This window comes from bacterium (assembly GCA_016702305.1).
GTDB lineage: Bacteria > Electryoneota > RPQS01 > RPQS01 > RPQS01 > JABWCQ01.
On the sequence record JADJEH010000017.1, the window covers coordinates 44,411 to 64,135 of the forward strand.

Annotated in this window: 11 protein-coding genes; 6 read left to right on the forward strand and 5 right to left on the reverse strand. The window is 57.2% G+C overall.

The genetic code is table 11. From position 1 onward, the window contains the following. Positions 1-439: 439 nt before the first annotated feature. From IPH10_11410 to IPH10_11430, 5 genes are all read left to right on the forward strand, one after another. Positions 440-3,763, forward strand: coding sequence for a T9SS type A sorting domain-containing protein (locus IPH10_11410; protein MBK6911513.1), 3,324 nt, complete (start codon positions 440-442; stop codon positions 3,761-3,763). Between the two features lie 9 nt (positions 3,764-3,772). Next, a complete protein-coding gene (locus IPH10_11415) occupies positions 3,773-7,117 on the forward strand; it encodes a hypothetical protein (GenBank protein ID MBK6911514.1) in 3,345 nt (1,114 codons plus the stop codon). Continuing rightward, positions 7,114-8,508 carry a sigma-54-dependent Fis family transcriptional regulator gene (locus tag IPH10_11420; protein ID MBK6911515.1) on the forward strand — a complete coding sequence of 465 codons (1,395 nt, stop codon included), beginning with the start codon at positions 7,114-7,116 and terminating at the stop codon, positions 8,506-8,508. The genes IPH10_11415 and IPH10_11420 overlap by 4 nt, the downstream gene beginning before the upstream one ends. 278 nt (positions 8,509-8,786) lie before the next feature. Further along, positions 8,787-9,122 carry a hypothetical protein gene (locus IPH10_11425; GenBank protein ID MBK6911516.1) on the forward strand — a complete coding sequence of 112 codons (336 nt, stop codon included), beginning with the start codon at positions 8,787-8,789 and terminating at the stop codon, positions 9,120-9,122. A 54-nt stretch (positions 9,123-9,176) separates the two neighbouring features. Beyond that, on the forward strand, positions 9,177-9,542 hold the full coding sequence (locus tag IPH10_11430) for a hypothetical protein (GenBank protein ID MBK6911517.1): 366 nt from the start codon (positions 9,177-9,179) through the stop codon (positions 9,540-9,542). Between the two features lie 198 nt (positions 9,543-9,740). Here IPH10_11430 and IPH10_11435 read toward each other — a convergent pair whose 3' ends face one another. Continuing rightward, entirely contained in the window at positions 9,741-14,741 is a 5,001-nt protein-coding gene (locus IPH10_11435; protein ID MBK6911518.1) for a carboxypeptidase regulatory-like domain-containing protein, read from the reverse strand. Positions 14,742-15,010: 269 nt separating this feature from the next. Between IPH10_11435 and IPH10_11440 the strand changes: the two genes are divergently transcribed. Further along, entirely contained in the window at positions 15,011-16,495 is a 1,485-nt protein-coding gene (locus tag IPH10_11440) for an MFS transporter (protein ID MBK6911519.1), read from the forward strand. Positions 16,496-16,577: 82 nt separating this feature from the next. On the opposite strand, the gene hypB is transcribed toward IPH10_11440, so the two are convergent. The 4 genes from hypB to hypD are packed head-to-tail and all read right to left on the reverse strand — an operon-like array spanning position 16,578 to position 19,702. Continuing rightward, positions 16,578-17,273, reverse strand: coding sequence for a hydrogenase nickel incorporation protein HypB (gene hypB, locus IPH10_11445; GenBank protein MBK6911520.1), 696 nt, complete (start codon positions 17,271-17,273; stop codon positions 16,578-16,580). After that, positions 17,273-17,629, reverse strand: a complete 357-nt coding sequence (locus IPH10_11450; GenBank protein MBK6911521.1) for a hydrogenase maturation nickel metallochaperone HypA — start codon at positions 17,627-17,629, stop codon at positions 17,273-17,275. The genes hypB and IPH10_11450 overlap by 1 nt, the downstream gene beginning before the upstream one ends. 5 nt (positions 17,630-17,634) lie before the next feature. Then, positions 17,635-18,648 carry a hydrogenase expression/formation protein HypE gene (gene hypE / locus IPH10_11455; GenBank protein MBK6911522.1) on the reverse strand — a complete coding sequence of 338 codons (1,014 nt, stop codon included), beginning with the start codon at positions 18,646-18,648 and terminating at the stop codon, positions 17,635-17,637. Continuing rightward, positions 18,620-19,702, reverse strand: coding sequence for a hydrogenase formation protein HypD (hypD, locus tag IPH10_11460; protein ID MBK6911523.1), 1,083 nt, complete (start codon positions 19,700-19,702; stop codon positions 18,620-18,622). The genes hypE and hypD overlap by 29 nt, the downstream gene beginning before the upstream one ends. Positions 19,703-19,725: the final 23 nt, after the last annotated feature.

Below are 19,725 nucleotides of genomic sequence, written 5' to 3' on the forward strand. Positions count from 1 at the left end.
CAGACGCAGAGAGCTCCAATCACGGAGCTCTTTTGCGTTGCATCCATTGTCAAAGTTCGCGGGACGGCGGATTTGTGTTTCCGGCCCTGCTTGCGGCGGGAGTTTCTTGCCCATTACGAACCAACATTTTTTCCGTCCCAATCGGCACGGAGAGGCGCTAGCCCGGTTACTTGATAATGTTGAAAGGGAATTCAACAATGCGTTCGCCCGTTCGTTTCTCTCATGTGATTCAATAACAGTAGATTAGTCTGGGAGATTGGGCAAATTGCTGTGAATGAAATTATGCACCTGACTAAATGCTATCGCACCGGCCGAGCGCTTTTTCAAATCGCATTGTCTCACTATATTTCAATGGGATTACTCGGATCTTCAACACTCGCCACCAAAGCGACCGAATAATCACAATTGAAGCTAATAATCTCCTATTAGGCAATACACTGTGATCTCTCGTACACAAGCACCCGCCGCAGATGCCAAGCGCCTGACCCGTCACGGCCGGCGGTACACCGGATTCTACCGCCGCCTGTTCGGCGCCTGGCTGATCGGCATGATCACAACAGGAACGGCATTGGGTTCAACACCGCTGCCAATTCGCTCCCAGGCATTGGATGAAGGTTCGCCACTTGCCATTGCCCTGCACGACGGGCTGGCGCTCGTGGGCGCAGGTACCCGCCTGCTCGTGCTCGACGCATCCGTCGCCAATACGCTCGACACGCTTGGAAAGGTTGTCACCGGCGGAGAAATCCGCGCGATTCAAGTGCACGGGCATCACGTATTCCTGGCCAACGGCGAAGCCGGAGTGACCATCGTGGACATTGATGTGCCTGACCAGCCGCAATTCGTCGGCTCCATTCAGACACAAACACGTGTCTTCGACCTGCACATAGACGGCAACACACTTTTCATTGCAGATAAGGGCAGCGGTCTCGACATCTATGACATTTCCACTCCAGTCGCCCCGCGTTTCTTGTCGCACTATCACATGTTTGACGGCGAGGAGTCCGGTCTGGGACTGCTCTGCGTCTCGGCAAGCAATGGCCGCGCCTACCTGGGCGACCTCCATAACCGCTCCATTGTCAATGTCGAGAATCCGACCCAACCCAGTCTGGTGTCGCGCGTCGTCGGCGCCGCTTGGGATATTCAGATACAAGACACCATTCTCTATTTGACATCCAATGACACCGAGCGCTTTCTCACGTTTAGTATCGCAAATCCAGATACGCTGCTGCCCCTCGATTGGATTTCCGCAACACCACGCTACAACGGATCGGCCGCCACGCTCGAATTCAGCCTGAGTGGCCAGCGCGCGTATATCGGCTGTGAACAGGCCGGCCTGAATATCGTAGATGTCAGCAATCCCCGCGACTTGCGCTACGTCACAGATTTTGATCCCGACGAGATCGAACCCGATGTGCACGGCGTCGCGGCGACCGACAGCGTGGTCTATTTTGTCAGCTATCCCCACGGCGTGTTCGGTTTCATACCGACCGACACCGGCGACGTGGAGGCCGCGCTGATTTACGAGGCGAGTAACTCACCGTTGCAGATCACCTCAATCGGTTCCCGGCTGTTTGTCGCTAACTACTACCGTGGACTCACGGAAGTGGACTTGCAGGACGTTGGCCGCCCCGTGCCGACATGGAGTCTGCGCGATCACGGCTCCTTCAGTTACACCGATGGCTTGGCCACGTTTCAAAAGGACTCCCTCACCTACGTCATCACGTGTGACAATGATGGCGGTTTCAGGATCCTTGACGTGACAAACGAAGAGCAACCGGTTGTGACGAGCGAAACGCCTATGAACAACACAAAGGCTGTCGCCGTCATGGGCAACTATGCGTACATTTGCGCCGGCGACAATGTGTGGGTCGTGGATATCTCCTCGGTCTACAACACGTCTATTGTAACTTCGGTGTATGTCGGCGTTTCACCCGTCAATATTGACGCGCAGAACGACTTCGTCTATGTTGCGACAAACGAGCGTGGCCTAACGATTCTTGACGTGCACAATCCGCACGCACCAACAATTGCCGCGACCTATCGCCAAGGCGCGGTCTCTGACGTGGATGTCGTCTATCCCCGTGCTTATGTGACTGTTCGCGACAGCGGACTAACCGTCCTCGATGTCAGCATACTGCCGCCACAGCGCCTCGGTCATTTGCCGTGGCCCGGCCAAACTTATGCGGTCGAAGTCGTGGAGAATCTGGCGTTTGTCGCGACGGGTCACGACGGACTGCGCGTGTACGACGTAGCCCGGCCCGATTCGATGTACGAAGTCGCCTACCGCGACAGCATCGGCAATCTGGGCTACCTGAACATTGCGGACAACTCGACGGAGTATGAATTGCGTCGTACGGCATGCCTGTCCATGATCAATGGCGGAGTGATCTTCATTGATGTCGCAGGATTATTCGACGCAAGCCGTTCTTCACTCATCCTTGCCGGCGGCGGGAATAGTCCCGACAATTTTGAGTACTTCGCTGCCAACACCAATGCATCATGCAACTTCGCGTACTCAGTGCTCGCCCGGAATCGCGATTACGGCCACAACGTCGCTTATATGACCCCGCAATCTTGGCAGGACCTTGACGGTGACGGACGAGATGACGAAATTGTGACGTCTGACGTGATTACACCCGCGAATCTACGGCAGCAGATTCTGAATCTGCGCGACTCGCAGAATCCGGACAAACCCAACGTGTTCCATTTCTCCGGGCACGGCCACTACAATGAAATTGACTTGACCGGAAATCCGCGCGACAATGTCACGGCCGATTCGCTCGGTGCCTGGTTAGATCGGGCCGCTCTGGATGAAACGACTAAACTTGTCATCCTGATTGAAGCCTGCAATGCCGGTTCCCTTATCGAAGAACTTAACAACGGCCGGTCCAACCGCATTTTCATCGCTTCAGGCGGCGCAAATGAAGCGTGCAGCTTCTTCGGCCACGAGAGCTTCTCCACGAAGTTTTGGGAATACGTTTGGGATGGACAGAGCGTCTGGCAAGCGTTCAGTGCCGCGCGCGGTTGGATCAACGAACGTGACAGCGGGCAGAACCCGTTGCTCGACGCGAACGGTAACGGAGATCCCCTCGAAGTGCAGGACCGCATCATCGCCGACGACGTCTTCATCGGCGGCCGCGTCCAAGACGGCGCCACGCTCCCGGTGATTCTTGATTCTCCGATTGGCGTGGATGCGTTCGGCGACACGACCACGGTGGAAATTCGCTGCAGCGGTGCAATGGAAAACGTCTGGTACCGCATCTATCCGTACGGAGACGTTGACGAGCCCGGACAATTCCCGTGGGGCACGATGGCCGCCGTCAGCTACGACCGATATCGCGCAACTCTGTCCGGTCTTAGCGCCTTGTCGAACCGCGCCAACTACGTGATTGAATTCAATGCGCTCGACGACTTGACAAACCTCGCTCTGCCACGCACGGCGATTTTGCGCATTGACGGCGGCCCGCCGCCGCCTGTGTCGCCGCCCGACGCTTTCGAACTGGTAAGCTACCCCAATCCGTTCAATACCAACGTGCGCATCGCCTTTCGCATCAACAACCGCGCCCCGGTGACGATTGACGTCTGGAATGTCCTCGGTCAGCGGGCGGCGACTTTGCTCAATGAAACTCTCGAGCCCGGCGTGCACACAGTTAATTGGGCCGGGGCCAACGCCGCCGGTGTGTCGCTGTCCTCAGGTTTGTATTTCGTTCGCTTGCACACCGAAGGCAACTTTGCCGCTTCGAAACTCCTACTAATTCGTTAGACGTTCCGCATGCCGCATAAACTGTTGGTGCTCGTATTGGTCAGTTTGCTCGGGCCGCAGGCGATCGCGCGCGACGTCCTGCTGCCCGCTATTTTTGACGCGTATGACATGGCCGACGGTCTGTCACAGTCTACTGTGCATTGCATCTTGCAGGACTCGCGCGGCTATTTGTGGATCGGCACCGACGACGGTCTGAATCGCTACGACGGCACCCAATTCGTGCAATACCACAGCGATCCCGCCGATTCAACTTCCTTGTTCAACAGCGGCGTTTGGTCACTTTGCGAAGACAGTTCGGGAGCCATTTGGGTTGGAACTCAGAAGTCCGGATTAAGCCGCTTCAACCGCAAGACTGGTACCTTTCAGCACCTGTTGTCCGATTCAATGCAGCAGCTTCTGAACGGCGACGCCATTATCTGTATTCTGTCCGACTTGGCCGGAAACATCTGGGCCGGCACCACGAAGTCCGGACTCGTCCGGATCGAAGGCCAAACAGGAGTCGCGCGAATCCTCAACACGCGCAATAGCGGTCTGCCGACGGATCGCGTGCGCTGTTTGGCGTCGGACGGACTCGATCACATCCTGATTGGCACGTCCAACAAAGGCCTGATCCGCATGCATGTCGAGACGTCGGAAACGGTTCCGCTGCGGCACGCCGATGCGCTGGCGGGCTTTCCGTTTGTTAATGTGCAGAATCTCTCGCGTGATTCTGCGGGCGATTTGTGGTTAGCTACACTCGACGCGGGCGTTCAACATCTTCGCCGCGATTCAATAGACCCGGAAGTCATTTCCTCGGTGGCCGGACTTCCCGGTACTGCGATCACTCGTTGCCGGTCGGTCATTGTGGACCGTCGAAACACGCTGTGGGCGGCCTCGGCCAGCGAAGGACTAATCGAGTATCGCATTAATTCGCGTTCGCTGCTCGTGCACCGCCGCGAGGTGTCTGATCCAACAGCGATACCGGATGACAACTTGCTTTGTCTTGCGCTCGACCGCGCCGATGATCTCTGGATCGGGACATGGAGCGCGGGTCTCGCGCGCCTGCGCTTGCGCACAACCCCGTTTCACTCGCTAACGGTTCGAGCGTCCGAGCCGACCGCCGACGGTACAGCGTTAGCAGTGTTGGCACTCGCCGAGAGCTCGGACGAGCAGGTGCTCGTCGGAACGGTTGGGCACGGCCTGCGCGTGTTGGATGTCGGTTCAACGGATTTGGCCGACGATGTGGACACGACCACGTTGCTCGCGGAGGCAACCATCACATCGTTCATCCGCATACCAAACAACGATGTGCTGGTTGGAACGTACAACGAAGGAATGTTCCGCTATTCACCCGCGCAGCGCCGCATTGCACCGTGGCGGGTCGTGGGAGCCTTGGATTCGCTTTCATCTTTAAGCGTTCTTTGCCTCACGCGAGACTCATCCGATGCGCTGTGGCTGGGCACCGTCAATCACGGCGCAATGCGGATTTCGCGCGACCTAACCGCCGTCAGTTTCTATAAGACATCGGCCGATGCCCCGCACAGAATCAGCGACGATATTGTCTATGCACTGCATACCGATCGCTCCGGTCGAGTCTGGCTCGGCACATTAGACGGTCTTGACTGTGTTGACCCAAACGGGCATGTCATCCGCAGCTATCGTTACGAACGTACCGACGTGAATACCATTTCAAACAGCGAGATTCGGGCCGTCGCGGACGATGCTCACGGCAATGTTTGGGTCGGCACGTCGAACGGATTGAACCGCATCGCTCCGGACTTGACCACAATAACGCGCTTCACCGTAGGCTCCGGACTTGTCAACGGTGTTGTGTATGGTCTTCTGATTGACGAAAATGACAACGCCTGGATCAGCACGAATCGCGGCATCTCCGTCGTCCGTGCCCGATCAAACCAAATTGAAAACTACTTCACATGGGACGGCATTCCGGCGGGGGAGTTCAATCAAGGAGCCTATGCGCAGCTGTCTAACGGAGACCTGCTCTTTGGCGGCTCGCAGGCTATTACACGCTTCAACCCGGACAGCGTGCGCGCGCGACCGGTACCTATGGTCATAACTGCCGTCCGCGACTATCAGAGCAATGAGTTCTTGGCCCGCGATCCCGGCGCCACGGATGCCCTGGAACTGCCGCACCGCCATCAACACTTGGTGATTGACTACTCGGCCATTGAGTTCTACGGCGGCGTACAACGCGGATACGCCTATCGGCTGCTTGGTGTGACGGATGGCTGGATTCGCAATGTCCCTACCAACAGCGCCGTGTTCACGAACCTCGATCCCGGCGCCTATCATTTCGAGGTGAAACGCGAAGGAGCAGACGATACTGAGAGCACGATCCTCGAAATCGTCATTCTACCGCCGTGGTGGTCGCGCCCTGAGGCGGTTCTGCTCTGGTCACTGCTCGTCGGCGCCGCGCTTTTCACGACTGTGCTCACCGTGCAGCGCCGCGCTGGTCGGCAAGCAGTCGCCCGCCGCGAACGCGAACTCCAACTGTTTATCAACCGGATGTATCTGCTGGACTTGTTGAGTATCGTGGGCCATAATCAGTCGTCGCGCAAGTGTTTCGACGGCCTGCTGCGCAGTTGCAATCGCTTCCGCGACCCTGAAGACGAACATGCTGCCGAGCGCTTGCGCTCGTTCGCGACGGAGTACCTCGCGCACACCAGTGAGAAGATTGACGACCTCCCGGCGCGGGTGCCGCTGGCTGAGATTGAGCCGCAATTCTCCGCACCGCTTGAGGCCAATGCCGACCGCATGGACCAATTGATTCGCACGGTCGCCAGTGGGCCTCCCGCCGATGAGCTGCGCCGCCTCGCCCCGCAGCTCGCTGCCTCAATCGAGGCTTTCTACTCGAGTTTTCACGCGCTCAGTAACCACTTGGCGCGCTTCTATCATACGGATGTCTGCGACGCTATGCAGCATGTGCTGCGTTCCAAACAACGCCAGTTGGATGCCGATCGTGTGGCTGTGATTATGGATTGTCCTGATCATTATGTCTGTTTCATTGACCGCACGCAGTTTACCGCGGTATTCGACGATCTCGTCGCGAACTCCTTGGAAGCCATGCGCTCATCCGCAACGCCTCGGCTCACAGTGCGAGTCGTCACGACGGCCGTCGCCGTTGAAATCTACCTGTCCGACACCGGCTGCGGGCTGGGGTTGCCGCGCAGCGAATGGGACAGGATTTTCCAGCGCCGCTATTCAACGAAATCACCCGGACAGGGTGGGCTCGGCCTGTATAACGCCAAACTCACTTTGCTGCGCTATCAAGGCGACGTGTGCGTGCACGAGTCGGCGCCAGGCGTCGGCACTTCTTTCAGAATCACTTTAAGACAGGCTAAGCATAACGCATGAGCGCAAAATACGTTCCCCGTGTTTTGATCGTTGACGACATTCGCGACACGGTCGAAGACTTTACCGACATGCTGCGGGGAATGGCCGAGTGCGTTCCGGCGTACTCGGCCGATGAAGCCCGAGCCCGCATCACATCGTCTAACTTTGATCTCATCCTGCTCGATTACGACCTCGGGCAGGGCAACACCGGGCTCGATATCCTCAAGTTTCTCGCCGACCGCAGGCTCGACACTCCGGTTATTATTATCTCGGTACACGTGGACTATCAACTTGTGAAAGAAGTGCTCTTTGCGGGTGCCGTGGACTTTTTGGGCAAGACGCCCGACCGCTCTGAGTTGCGTTCCGTCGTTGAACGTGGCTTGGCGAAGGGGCTCGAAGCCCGCGCCAGCCGGGCCCTGAAGAGCGATGTCAACAAGCTGTTTGCCGCCAAGCGCACGTGGCTCGCTACCGGTATCAGCCCGGCCATCGTTGCCGTGAACAATGAGGTCATGACCATCGCACCTGCCGAGATACAAGTGCTCATCACCGGAGAGTCCGGCACAGGTAAAGAGCGGATTGCCCGCGCCATTCATGAGTACAGTCTGCGCAAGGCCGGACCGTTTGTGGCGGTAAACTGCGCCGGCCTCGACGCCAATTGGGCCGACAGCGAACTGTTCGGTCACGTCAAAGGTGCTTTCACCGGAGCGGACAGCCTGCGCAAAGGCGCGTTCGAAAAAGCCCACGGCGGTACGCTGTTTCTTGATGAGATCGGCGACATGGATGTGGACGTCCAGATGAAACTGCTGCGGGTCTTGGAGCAGAAGGAATTCAAACGCCTTGGCGGTGACGACCTGATGAAGACCGATGTCCGCGTGATTTGCGCGACGAATGTGGACATGGAGAAAGGCGTCGCCGCCGGAAAGTTCCGGCTGGACCTCTTTCAACGCGTCAAAGCCGCCACCATTCACATCCCCCCGTTGCGTCAACGTCGGGAAGATATCCCCGGACTCGTCGCCGAGCTGCTGTCAGACATTAGAGTTGAACTGAAGAAGAACACCCTCACGATAACCAACGAAGCGTTACGCGCATTGCAGGCCAACGACTGGATCGGCAACACCCGTGAACTGGGCAACCTCCTGCTCAACGCCGCCTATCACTGTCCGGATGGGCGGCTGGATGTTCAGCACGTCGCCCCGGCGCGCGGCATTGCTGTCAATCCCTCGCGCTACAAAGACGCCAAGAATGAAATCCTCGAACAATTCCAATTCGAGTATTGGAAAACGCTCTGGGCCTATTGCGGCGGCAACAAATCTGAAATGGCTCGAGTGTCCGGTGTATCACGCCAGGGCATTCGCAAGATCCTGGAACGTTATGCCATCGAGGTAACCCCTGTTTCCAGCGAAACCATATGAATTACAATGAAATAGCGAGTTATTCGGCTCGGCTGCATACTTCTGTTGTCAGTATTAGGTAACGTAAAAACATAATTTTAACTTCGCATCGCCCGAAAAGCGTAAACCCCGGTTGACAGTTTCCAGAGAAACTCGTCGGCCGGGGTTGTTCTTTTGTCGCAGCAGTAGTATTTAAATACAATTTTTTCAAATATCTAAAGCCCGTGGCATCGGCTTTGCCATAGACTACGTTACTTCACATCCTTGAACCTGAATCTCCCTCCAAGTGAGGATACCCCATGCTCCAGCTCCAGTCGTCGCGGCCCATTTCACTTCGAGTCGTCACCCTGCTTGCACTCCTCGTCGTCGCGACCGGCCCAGCCATCGCGGGCACCGTATGGCAGCAGATGAAGGTCAATCCCCACGACGACGAGAAGGTCGCGGTCACTCCGCTCGCCAATAGCGAACCTGACGCCAGCTTCCCGCCAGCCACAGGGATTTGCTCTGATCAACGCCCGGTCCAACCAACAACCTCGGCTCCAGTTTCGCCACGTCGCCCTGTGGCAGCGTCCACCATACTTACCGACTCCACTCTCGCACGGCCCGCGCACTCCGCTGCACCCTCAGCCGAATGATCCTTTCTAGCATGCATGTGTATATTCTGCTTGACTCATCTCAATCCCCTACCTATGGAATCACTCAGCGTTATCAATGATGCACTTGCCGAATCGCTTATGACGGCGCCGCTATCCGCATCGCATGAGTACGCCGCGGCCCCGCGGCGAGTACGCAAGCCGAAAGAGAGTCAGAAGACTGTGCGAATCGGCAAAGCTGTGTTTCTCCTCGATTGGGAAATCGCAAACCTTCAATTTCGCCGCTCGTACTTGAAAGCCGCTTTGGACTTGCATGGCGGCAATATCCAACAAACTGCGCGCGCCCTCGGCATCGTCCGCCGCACCTTGCAGATCCAGATGATTGCACTTGGCCTGCGAGAAAAGCGGCCTGAAAAATCGCGCGGCCCTCATAGCGAGGCGAAGCCCATTCGCAAGACCTGATGTTGCGCGAATGCAAATGAGGATGCGGGGGGCGCACGACACGGGCCGGCCGCACAGCTTACGACACTGTCGGCCGCCGTGTCGAGCTAATTTACGACTTCCTGACTGTCAGACAACTCAAATCGCACCTTCCGAGCTCTGAAATCAAAAAGCCCTTGGCGCAGCACCGGGGGCTTTGGTTTGTGGAATCTCGCCTGTCTATTTCAACAGGATCATCTTCGTCGTCTTCATCAAGTTGCCGCTCCGCAGTCGTGCGAAATAGATGCCGCTTGGTAGAGTCTGCCCGTCAAATACCGCCGCATGATCGCCCGCGTTCTGCACTTCGTTTACGAGCACCGCCACCTGCGCGCCCACTACATTGTAAATTACCAATTCGGTCCGCGCCGTCACCGGCAGTGAATAAGGAATCGTCGTCGCTGGATTAAACGGATTGGGATAACTCGGCCGCAAGCTAAACTGCAACGGAACCGGAGCAATGCCAGCGCCTGTTCCGCTCTGCTGTACAGTCAATTCGATGGGCACGACTGCAGTACTGTCAAGCACGGGGCAGTGCAACAGCACACCCGGACGATACAAACCCGACGGCAGGGAGGTGCCATCAACCGTTAGCGTCAACGGCAAGCTGCCGCTCGCCGACACCGTGCCTGACAAAGGAGTGACCGTTAGCCAATCTGTTCGATATTCCAATTGATTGAGCACAAGGCGGTCGCCGTTGGGATTGTTGCGAATCGTGCCGACGGTCGTCAGCATGCCGTTCCATGCCGTCGTCACCGCGCAGCCTGTCGCCAGATCACCGTCCCGACCCGTGAGCGTGGCCACCTGTCGCATCTCATGCGTAAGCGGATTTATTCGCCACAATGAGTTTATGCCTGTTTCCGCGGCGCTGCAACTCACAAGCAAGCTGAATCCTTCAACATCGTCTCGTATCCATGATAGCCCGGCGATCGGCAGGTTCAACACGTTTTCAATAGTTGACATTAGCTCCCCGTCGCGATCCACTTCGTAAAGATCGCTATACATATCCGCCGCCCAGAAGTGATCCGTCGCCGGATCATAAGCCAAGGCGCGTCCCGGGCTGAGTTGGGTGAACGGAATGGTCACCGTCCACAATCCGTTCAAGTCAATACCTTGTATCTGCCACAATTCCTGAGGCGAGCCATACAGATACTGGCCGTCAAAGCACATGTCGAACCACCCGATGGGATCCGTAGCCGGCTGCGCGAGCGTATCGAGCAAACTACCGTCGCCGCCGAATACATAAATGCTGTTTGCACCGCTTGGCCCGCTCGATCCGCATGCATACCATCGCCCATCGGCGTACTCGCAGCCGAGGATGTGCGGATCGTTGGTCAACGTGGTGACGTTTGTCTCCTGCAGTACTCCCATCGGCGGCACCGGCACGCCGTTCACAAAATATGCCGTCGAGATCGAGAAATCAAGCGGCCCGTTGCCGCCATTCCCGATTTCCACGCCAACCTGAGTCTGTAAACTCTCCGCGATAGCAAGCCGCAGCGAGTCCGGTGAAACCGCTACTTCAGGGTGCAGCATGCTGATATTCACAGTCGTCGTGCTGTCAAAGTACACCATGACCTCCGGTACCACCGCGTCGTTGAATCCTCGCCGCGATACAATCAGCGCTCGTGTGCCGGCCAACACTTCGTCAATTTGATAAAATCCGCCAGCATCCGTTGAATCAAATGCGACGTGGTTTGCCACTCGTATCACGGCTCCGGCAATCGGTTCACCTGTGCCCTCCGATGTGATCTGTCCTGCCACCGAACCCAGACTCGTTCGGAAATCAGCGTCAATTAGGATCCTTCGGCCGTCCACAACGTTGGCGCAGCCCGGTGCATAGGTCGCGCCGCGCGCCAGCTCCAAGCCGCGCTCAGCCAACGCATCATGAATGCCAATCGTGACGCCGGGAATATCGTCGCTGGTTGAGGCCAGCAGATCCATCGTAATGTCGTTGTACATGAACAACAGCTTGCCATTGCCGCCAACCGAAGGATACGCTATCGGATCGAGCAGCAGCAACTGAAAATCAAGACTGGCATCCGAGTAAGTGTAGCCGCCGCCGGATGCTTTCCATTGCACGATGAACGCGTGATGTTCTTCGTCATAGTACGTCCACACGCCTTGACCCGCGCCGGACGTCTTCAAATCGTCCCAGTAGATGGCCACCATATTGGCCGGCGCCAGAATCGCCGGAAGTGGACGATTCAGCGGAGTATCTGTCCATGTCTCGTTGCCAAATGCCGCCCACCCGTTCGAACAAATTGTGATCGAATCAAAGGTCTGATCGTAAAACGTGAATGAAAATGGCAACGCGCGTAGCGACGTCCAGTTCTGCGTGATCTGCGTTTTCTCACCCGGGTCCTCAATATTCAGGTCGATCCCGAGACCGCCGCTGAGATCAACGTAGTCAAACTCCAACTCTGGGGGATAGGCCATGTCACCATCGTCGTAAGAGTAGTATCCAAAAGCATCCGGTCCGCACGGGTCGGTTGGCGACGTCGTACCCAACGGTACCAAGAACACCACTGTGTCACGCTGACCAGCCGCTGTTTCCACAATCATGCGGAATTGCACTTGCGCTCCGTTGTACATGAGCGAGTCCGCGGCGATGCTAAACGAATTTCCGCCATTGCTCGCCGTGCCGCCCACCTGAACATCACCAAAGGTTCCGTTTGCGTCCATAACTCTGGCCAGAGGATTCAGCGACGTCAATGTGGCCGTTGTCCCGCTAAGCGGCTGCGCGCCAACATTAGCGAGCGTTACCACGAGCTCCCGCGCCGTCCCCGGCTGCCAAGCTCCACCGAGAATCTCATGGGCCACGTACTCCGGTTTCCCCGCCAGCGCCGTATACGAAACCACGCTCTCTGTGGCCTGGTGATCGCCCTGAACGGTTAGTCGTAAAGATCCCTGTGCACCATGATTCATCAATTGCGAAACCTGCACGCGAAACGCACTGCCCGGTACGGCCAGCATGCCGGGTTCCAAATCCGGATAGTTAATCGGTGCCGACAAAACCGTGAAATATTCGCTGAGACTCGCGAGCTCCGCTTGTATGCCCGTTTCCGTGATCGTCTCGCCGAAGTTTTTTATCCGCATCGTCAGGTCAATGACTTCGCCCGGATTGAATTCGCCGTCGGCATTGCCCACAGTGCCGTTGATGTTATCGTCGTCAATAGCCACGCTGTCCAACGCCACCCATACTCCGATATTGCCGCACGCAATGTCCGCAAGATATGGTTTGTGGTTCATTTTCGTTACCGTAACGGAGATCGTACCCGCCGAATCTACCGTCAACGGCAACGTCGCGGCGCCACTTGAGTCCGTGAGCGCCCGGCAGACATCACCGTCACCCTCGATCACCACCACAAGCGCTGCGGCGACTGGTAAGTCCGTCAGAGTGTCGCTTACGGTAACGGTCAGTTGCCGCGCTCCAATCGGAAGCGCCGTCGAGTGCGCCGCCGTTATAATCGTCGGTGTATCCGTCCACATACGCAAGGCCGGATCACCGATGACATTAGTGTGACCAACGCGCGTGGTGTATTCTAAATTGCCTATTCCATAGGTCTGCGCTAAGGTGATAATACCGGCCAAATGACATGATCCGGTCCGCTCAATGCCCAGTTGCGACATCGCATTGATGAACCCCCCGCCGAACGTCTGAAAATACGTGGCATTTTCATCGAGCGAACTGTAACCGATTGCAGCGACCGCGCCTTTCGGTGTGTTCGCCGTTCCGGCCAACACGAATTCTTCAGCCAGGCAAGTTTGATAGTCGAAGCCGCCCGTCCCGCCGGCCATCAGGATGGACACTGGATGACGCCAGGCATTCGTACACATGTGCCAGAAACTTTGCAGAGAGCCCACCCAATACCCGGCGTAATAAAACAAACCAATGCCTTCAGTAAACTGCTCACACAGATAATTCTGGTCGGCGATGCTCACCGCATAGCTGACAACGTTGTCTTGTATACCCGTATACTGCCGTAACTGCCGATCGGCCCACTGTACCGCAAACAGATTGTTGGGCTGCTCCATGCCAACGATGGCGTAGAGCAAGGCGCGCGCCGTCCAATTCGTATCGTTCACCAGCGTTTCGCGCTCATACATCATCAGTTTCCGCCAGGCCGTGGCAAACTCCGATGAACTCGTAGCCGAGATGCGCCCAATGGAAACATCCGGCAAGAGGTCATTGCCGCCTAACAGCGCGAAGAACTGATCCAACTGCCCGTTTCCGCTGGTTGGTAATCCAAATGAGCTGGATGGATCGCCCATAATGCACACATGCTCAAGCGGCGTCGCGGTGTTCTCGTAGTAGTCAAGAATCGTGCTCCGTAAAACTCCGGCGCTCGGACTAGTCGCGAAGCGGTGGACGATCACATCGTAACCACAGCGGCTCCGCCATGCCGCTAAACTGTCCGTCCACGGATTCACACTGGCCTGATCCCGCGCCACAATGAGATAGGTCCCCGGTGCCGTCGTCACGTCGTCGAGTACGTCTTCGTCCAAATTACGGATGAACTCGCGGTACAACGCCGCATATTCGCCTGAAATGCGCCGCGGCGCCGTGAGTTCATTCAGACCCGGCTCGCTGTTCCCGATAAGCTCCACTTCAAGCGTATGATAGACCCGCGCCTGCCGCGTCACCGGATTCACTTGCACCGGAAAAAGCGTCACATTGACAACCCGAAAATCGCGCATGATCATGGGCGCCGACATCGTCGCCGCGTCCGGCGGGTACCACACATCCGCCGAATAAAAAACCGGGTCCTGCGAAAATTGCAGGGACCCGGCTACATCCTCAGGATAAGGCAGTGCGTCGTAATCGTCAATCACATCATACTCGGCGGCCACAATCCGCAGTTCCACACCGCCCATGTCCGCCACGCGGTACAGCCGCGATAGTCCCGGCACCGCCGGCGCACCCGGTGCGATGTGCAGCGGTTCGCCAACCAGCGTGGCCACCGTCCCGAGACGAAATCCGCTGATCTGCTCCGTGAATTCAATCCGTGAATCATTGAGCGCAATGCGCGTCAACGCCGGATTGTCGGAGTGCACCGAGAGCGCGTCTCCGACTCCGCCAGTCGTGCCGACTGGCGCGAACAGCGCCTCCGCCAAAGCAGTGTCGAAAGCAAGCGAGGGGAGAGAAAAGCACAGAATACAGCATGTGAGAGCAGCGGGCTTCATCTTTGCCTCCTGGTAATGAGCGGCGGGGCTGGCTTCTTTCGGCCAGCAATTCCCCTGTCATGAATCTAGGCTCCGTCATCGGAAAAAGCAAGCCCGTCGCTCGCTCCTGCTTGAACATCCGCACAAGCCGCCCCTGCCTGCACGTCCGATTCTCCCCTGAGGCCAATACCGCTTGAAACTTAGGCCGCGTTGTAATATCTTACCTCACTTCCGAGGGCCAAGGTACCTCTCGCCTTCCACTTTCTATCCTTACAGAAAGCGAATCTCACATGACCACAGCGGACACGCTGGACGGCCGCACGCTCTTCGGTTTCCGCATGGGCTATTGGATGCTCTGCGTCATCGAAATGTTCGAGCGGCTGGCTTACTTTACCGTGCGCAGCGTCGTGGCTGTGTACATCATGCAGGCCGACGATCCCGGCGGCTTGCATCTGACCGCCGCCGACAAAGGCACGATCTTCGCCTGGTGGTTCGTCTTCCAATCCATCCTGCCAATGTTCACGGGCGGCTATGCTGACCGCTACGGATACAAGAAGACAATCTTCTTCTCCGTCACCATGAACATCATCGGCTTCGTGATGATGGCCTATCTGCGCACATTCTGGGGCTTCTTTGCCGGCGTGATGGTCCTGGCCACCGGCACCGCGTTCTTCAAACCTGGTCTGCAAGGTTCGCTGGCGCAGAATCTCGACAAGACGAACTCTTCCGTCGGCTGGGGTATCTTCTATTGGATCGTGAATGTCGGTGCCTTCATCGCACATCCGCTCGCCGGCGTGTTGCAGGTCGGTATCGGCTGGAAGGCTGTCTTTCTTGGTTCCGCCGCGTTTACGGCGTGTAATTACTTCATGCTGTTCACGTTCAAGGACTTCGATTCGAAAGCCGACAAGACGGAAGGACCGCTGCATGTTTTCGCCCGCACGATCAAGAACATCTTCGAACCGCGGCTGCTGATATGGCTGGCGATCATGTCCTGCTTCTGGCTGATGATGTATCAGCTATGGGACCTGCATCCCAATTTCCTCACTGATTGGGTGGACAGCTCCGCCGTCGCAAGCATGCTCCCGAACTTCATGACGCACGAAACTGACCGCGGCCTGCAAGTCTTGCAGCAGAACATGCTCGCCTTGAACTCGCTGCTTATTGTGATCTGTATGATCCCTGTTTCCTGGCTCGTCAGACGGCTGCGCACGCTCGAAACAATGGTCATCGGCATGCTTATCGCCACTTGCGGCGTCCTCGTCGCCGGGCTGACGGGCAGCGGCTGGATTTTCCTGCTGGGAGTCGTGTTCTTTAGCGCCGGTGAAATGCTAACCGGTCCCAAGAAAAACGAGTACCTCGGCCTGATCGCCCCCGAAGGCAAAAAAGGTCTTTACCTCGGTTACGTGAACATTCCTGTTGGCGTCGGCGGCTTCTTCGGCTCCAAGCTCGCCGGCTATCTCTACGGCAATTTCGGTGAGAAAGCCGTGCTCGCTCAGAAGTACATTCTCGAACATACACCGTTTGGTCAAGGTAAAACGTGGGACGGAGACGTCGAGTCGCTGTCTTCCTTGCTGGGCGTAGAACGCACCGCCGCATTCGCTAAACTTCAAGAGCTCACAAACTCCACCGCGCCGCAAGCCACTCAGTTGCTCTGGGACACCTATTCGCCGCAATACGCGGTTTGGTTCCCCTTCGCCATCATCGGCGTCGTCGCAGTTGTTGCGCTGATTATCTTCGCGCAAATGGCCAAGCGTTGGTCCGACATGAACGCATAACCGCAATTCGACACCTGCCTAAAGCGAAGCCCTCGGAAATTCCCGAGGGCTTCATTTATGTAAAACGCGTCTGCAACAGACGCTACGAGATGTCGCCAATCATCTCCGAAGACCTCACAATCTGGGCGCGCCGCTCGATTAGCCACTCGACCCAGCCGGGAATTCCCAGTCCCGTCTTCCCCGACAGCAGCATGATCTGCAGATCGCCGTTCACCTGCTCAATGTGATTCCGCATTGTCATCATGTTGACGTCCAAATGCGGCAACAGATCCATCTTGTTGACGAGGCAGATATTGCATTCACGAAACATCAGTGGGTACTTCAACGGCTTGTCTTCGCCCTCCGGCAGCGACAAGACCACGGACTTCACATGTTCGCCAAGATAAAACTCCGCCGGACAGACCAGATTTCCCACGTTTTCTATAAACAGATAGTCCAAATCGGCCAGCGGCAGCATCTCGCATGCGGCATGTACAAGGTGCGATCCGACGTGGCAATCGCCGCCGAACGGTTGCGTATTCGCTTGCACTACAGGAATTCCCAGTGGCGCCAGTCGTTCGCTGTCAAGCGTTGACGTGATGTCACCTTCAATCACCGCGCACCGCCCGCCAAGCTGTTGCAACGCGCTTATCGTCTTACTTAACAGCGTGGTCTTGCCCGAGCCCGGAGAACTCATCATGTTCACGGCCAGGATGCCATGGTCATCAAACGCCCGGCGATTGAGTTCCGCCAGCGCGTTGCTCTCCTCAAGTACGTCGCGCACAATTGGTATCTTCATCAAGCCTCCAGCTCGTTTAACGTAAGTTCCATGAGCGTCAGGCCGCGGCCGCGGATGACGGTCACGCTGCTCGAAAAACAGGTCGGACAAACAAACAATGCGTCCTTCGGCGAGAACGCTGCGCTGCACGACTTGCACTTGCAGCAAACATCCTCTTCTTCAATTTCGAGATTTGCTTGTGCAAATCCACGGCTGCATTTAACTGCGTTGAACAGGTAGATCAGCGTATCCGGCACTACTGCGTCGAGCATGCCGACTCGTACCGTCACATGTGTCACATCTTCCGGTGCGCACGTTTCCGGCAGCGCCCGCCGCGCTGCATCCAAAATGCACTCGGCTATGTACATTTCGTGCATGGCTGTCAGCAGATGCGCGGTAGCAGCTCACCCGCCGGACGATGAATGCATCGCACGCCACCGCCCGTGGTCTGAATCAGTACTGCCGGCTCTTTCGACCTTTGGATGTTGCCAATGACCGCGGCATTCTTCCCGTGTTCCGTCGCTCGAAGAACGCTGAGCACCTGTTTCGCTTCGTCGTGCGCCGAGATAATCACAACTTTGCCCTCGTTGGCCAAATGCACAGGATCGTATCCAAGCAGGTCACAAAACGCCCGGGACGCTGCCGTAACCGGCAATGCGTGTTCCTGAATCATGATCGAGTACGGCCCGCTCTCGGCCAATTCATCGAGACTTGCCGCCAGGCCGCCGCGCGTTGGATCACGCATCCACTTCACACCGCCGCTGGCCTGCAATACCGCACCGATCATCCCGCCCAACGGTGCGCAATCACTAACGATGTTTGACCGCAACGAGACATCGGCCCGCGCGCTCAACACTGCCAGCGCATGTTCCCCCAAAGTCCCGCTGACGATGACGGCGTCACCATCTGCGATCTGATTTCCACTCCTCCCTATCCCATGCGGCAGGGTGCCAACGCCTGACGTGTTGATGAATATCTGGTCGCACGCACCGCGCGGCACGACTTTCGTATCGCCGGTGACAATTTCAACGCCCGCCTCGAGCGCCGTGCGCGCGATAGAGTCACAGATGCGTTCGAGTAGGTCAACGCCCAAACCCTCTTCCAGTATAAACCCTACGGACAGCCAGCGCGGCACCGCGCCCATGACCGCCAAATCGTTGACCGTCCCGCATACGGCCAGTTTGCCAATGTCACCGCCGGGAAATTCGAGCGGCTGGATCACATAAGAGTCGGTCGTGAACACAAGGCGTTCGCCGTTCACGGCAATTTCCGCACCGTCATTCAGCCTCGCCAATTCCACTCCGCCAAAGCGCATAGCGATGACGCTCTGAATGAGACGCCGCATCGTTGTGCCACCTGCACCGTGATCAAGCGTGATGGAGTTCACGTGCTTCATGTGTATTGGCAAATTGATAGACAGCCGCGCACGCGCCTTCTGATGACACCATGCACGCTCCCAGCGGCGACTCCGGCGTGCACGCGGAGCCGAATAGCGGACACTCTTGCGGCCGCGTGTGCCCGCGTAGTATGTCTCCGCAGCGGCAGGCCGGATGCTCATGGCCGTGCTGCGCGGCAATCCGATATTGCGCGGCGTCCCACTCCGCAAATTCGGAACGTAGTGTCAAGCCGCTTTGCGGAATTGCCCCAAGCCCGCGCCATGTCACATCGGTTTCACAGAACAGTTCGCGCATTGCCTGTTGCGCTGATGCATTACCCGCCGAATGCACCGCCCGGCGATAACCATTCTCAAGGCGCGGTGCCTTGGCAAGAATCTGTCCTGCGAGGCTGTCAATGGACTCCAGAATGTCCAGCGGTTCAAACCCCGATACAGTGCATGCCACTCCCAGGTCTCTCGGTAGAAACTCGAACACACTTGTACCCGTAATAGCCGTAACGTGTCCGGGCAAGAGCAGTCCGTCCACCCGAATATCCGGTGACGACAGCAGCGCGCGCAGCGCATTCGGCATCGTCTTCATCGCGCTGAGCAGCTTGAAGTTCCGCACGTTGTGTTCGATAGCTCGCCGCATCGTCGCCGCAATCGTACAGGCCGTTGTTTCGAAGCCGATACCCAGAAACACGACGTTGCGTTGCGGCTGCGTTTCCGCGAAGTCGAGCGCCTCCGCACTCGAATAGTACACACGAACGTCGCAGCCCCGCGCCCGAGCCTGGCTTAACGACTCATGCGAGCCGGGCACACGAAGCAGGTCACCGAACGACGCGAGCACGACGTGGTGACTGTCGGCAATGGCAATTGCGCGATCAATGTACTCATTGGGCGTCACACACACCGGACAGCCGGGACCGCTCAACAGCTCAATTGTATCGGGAAGCAGCGCATGCAATGCATAGCGATAGATCGCCGCAGTATGCCCGCCGCAAACCTCCATGATGCGAATTCGGCGCGGCAAGTCAAGCGACCTGAGTCGCCCGGCGAGCTTCTGCGCAAGCATAGGGTCTCGGTATTGCGCAACGT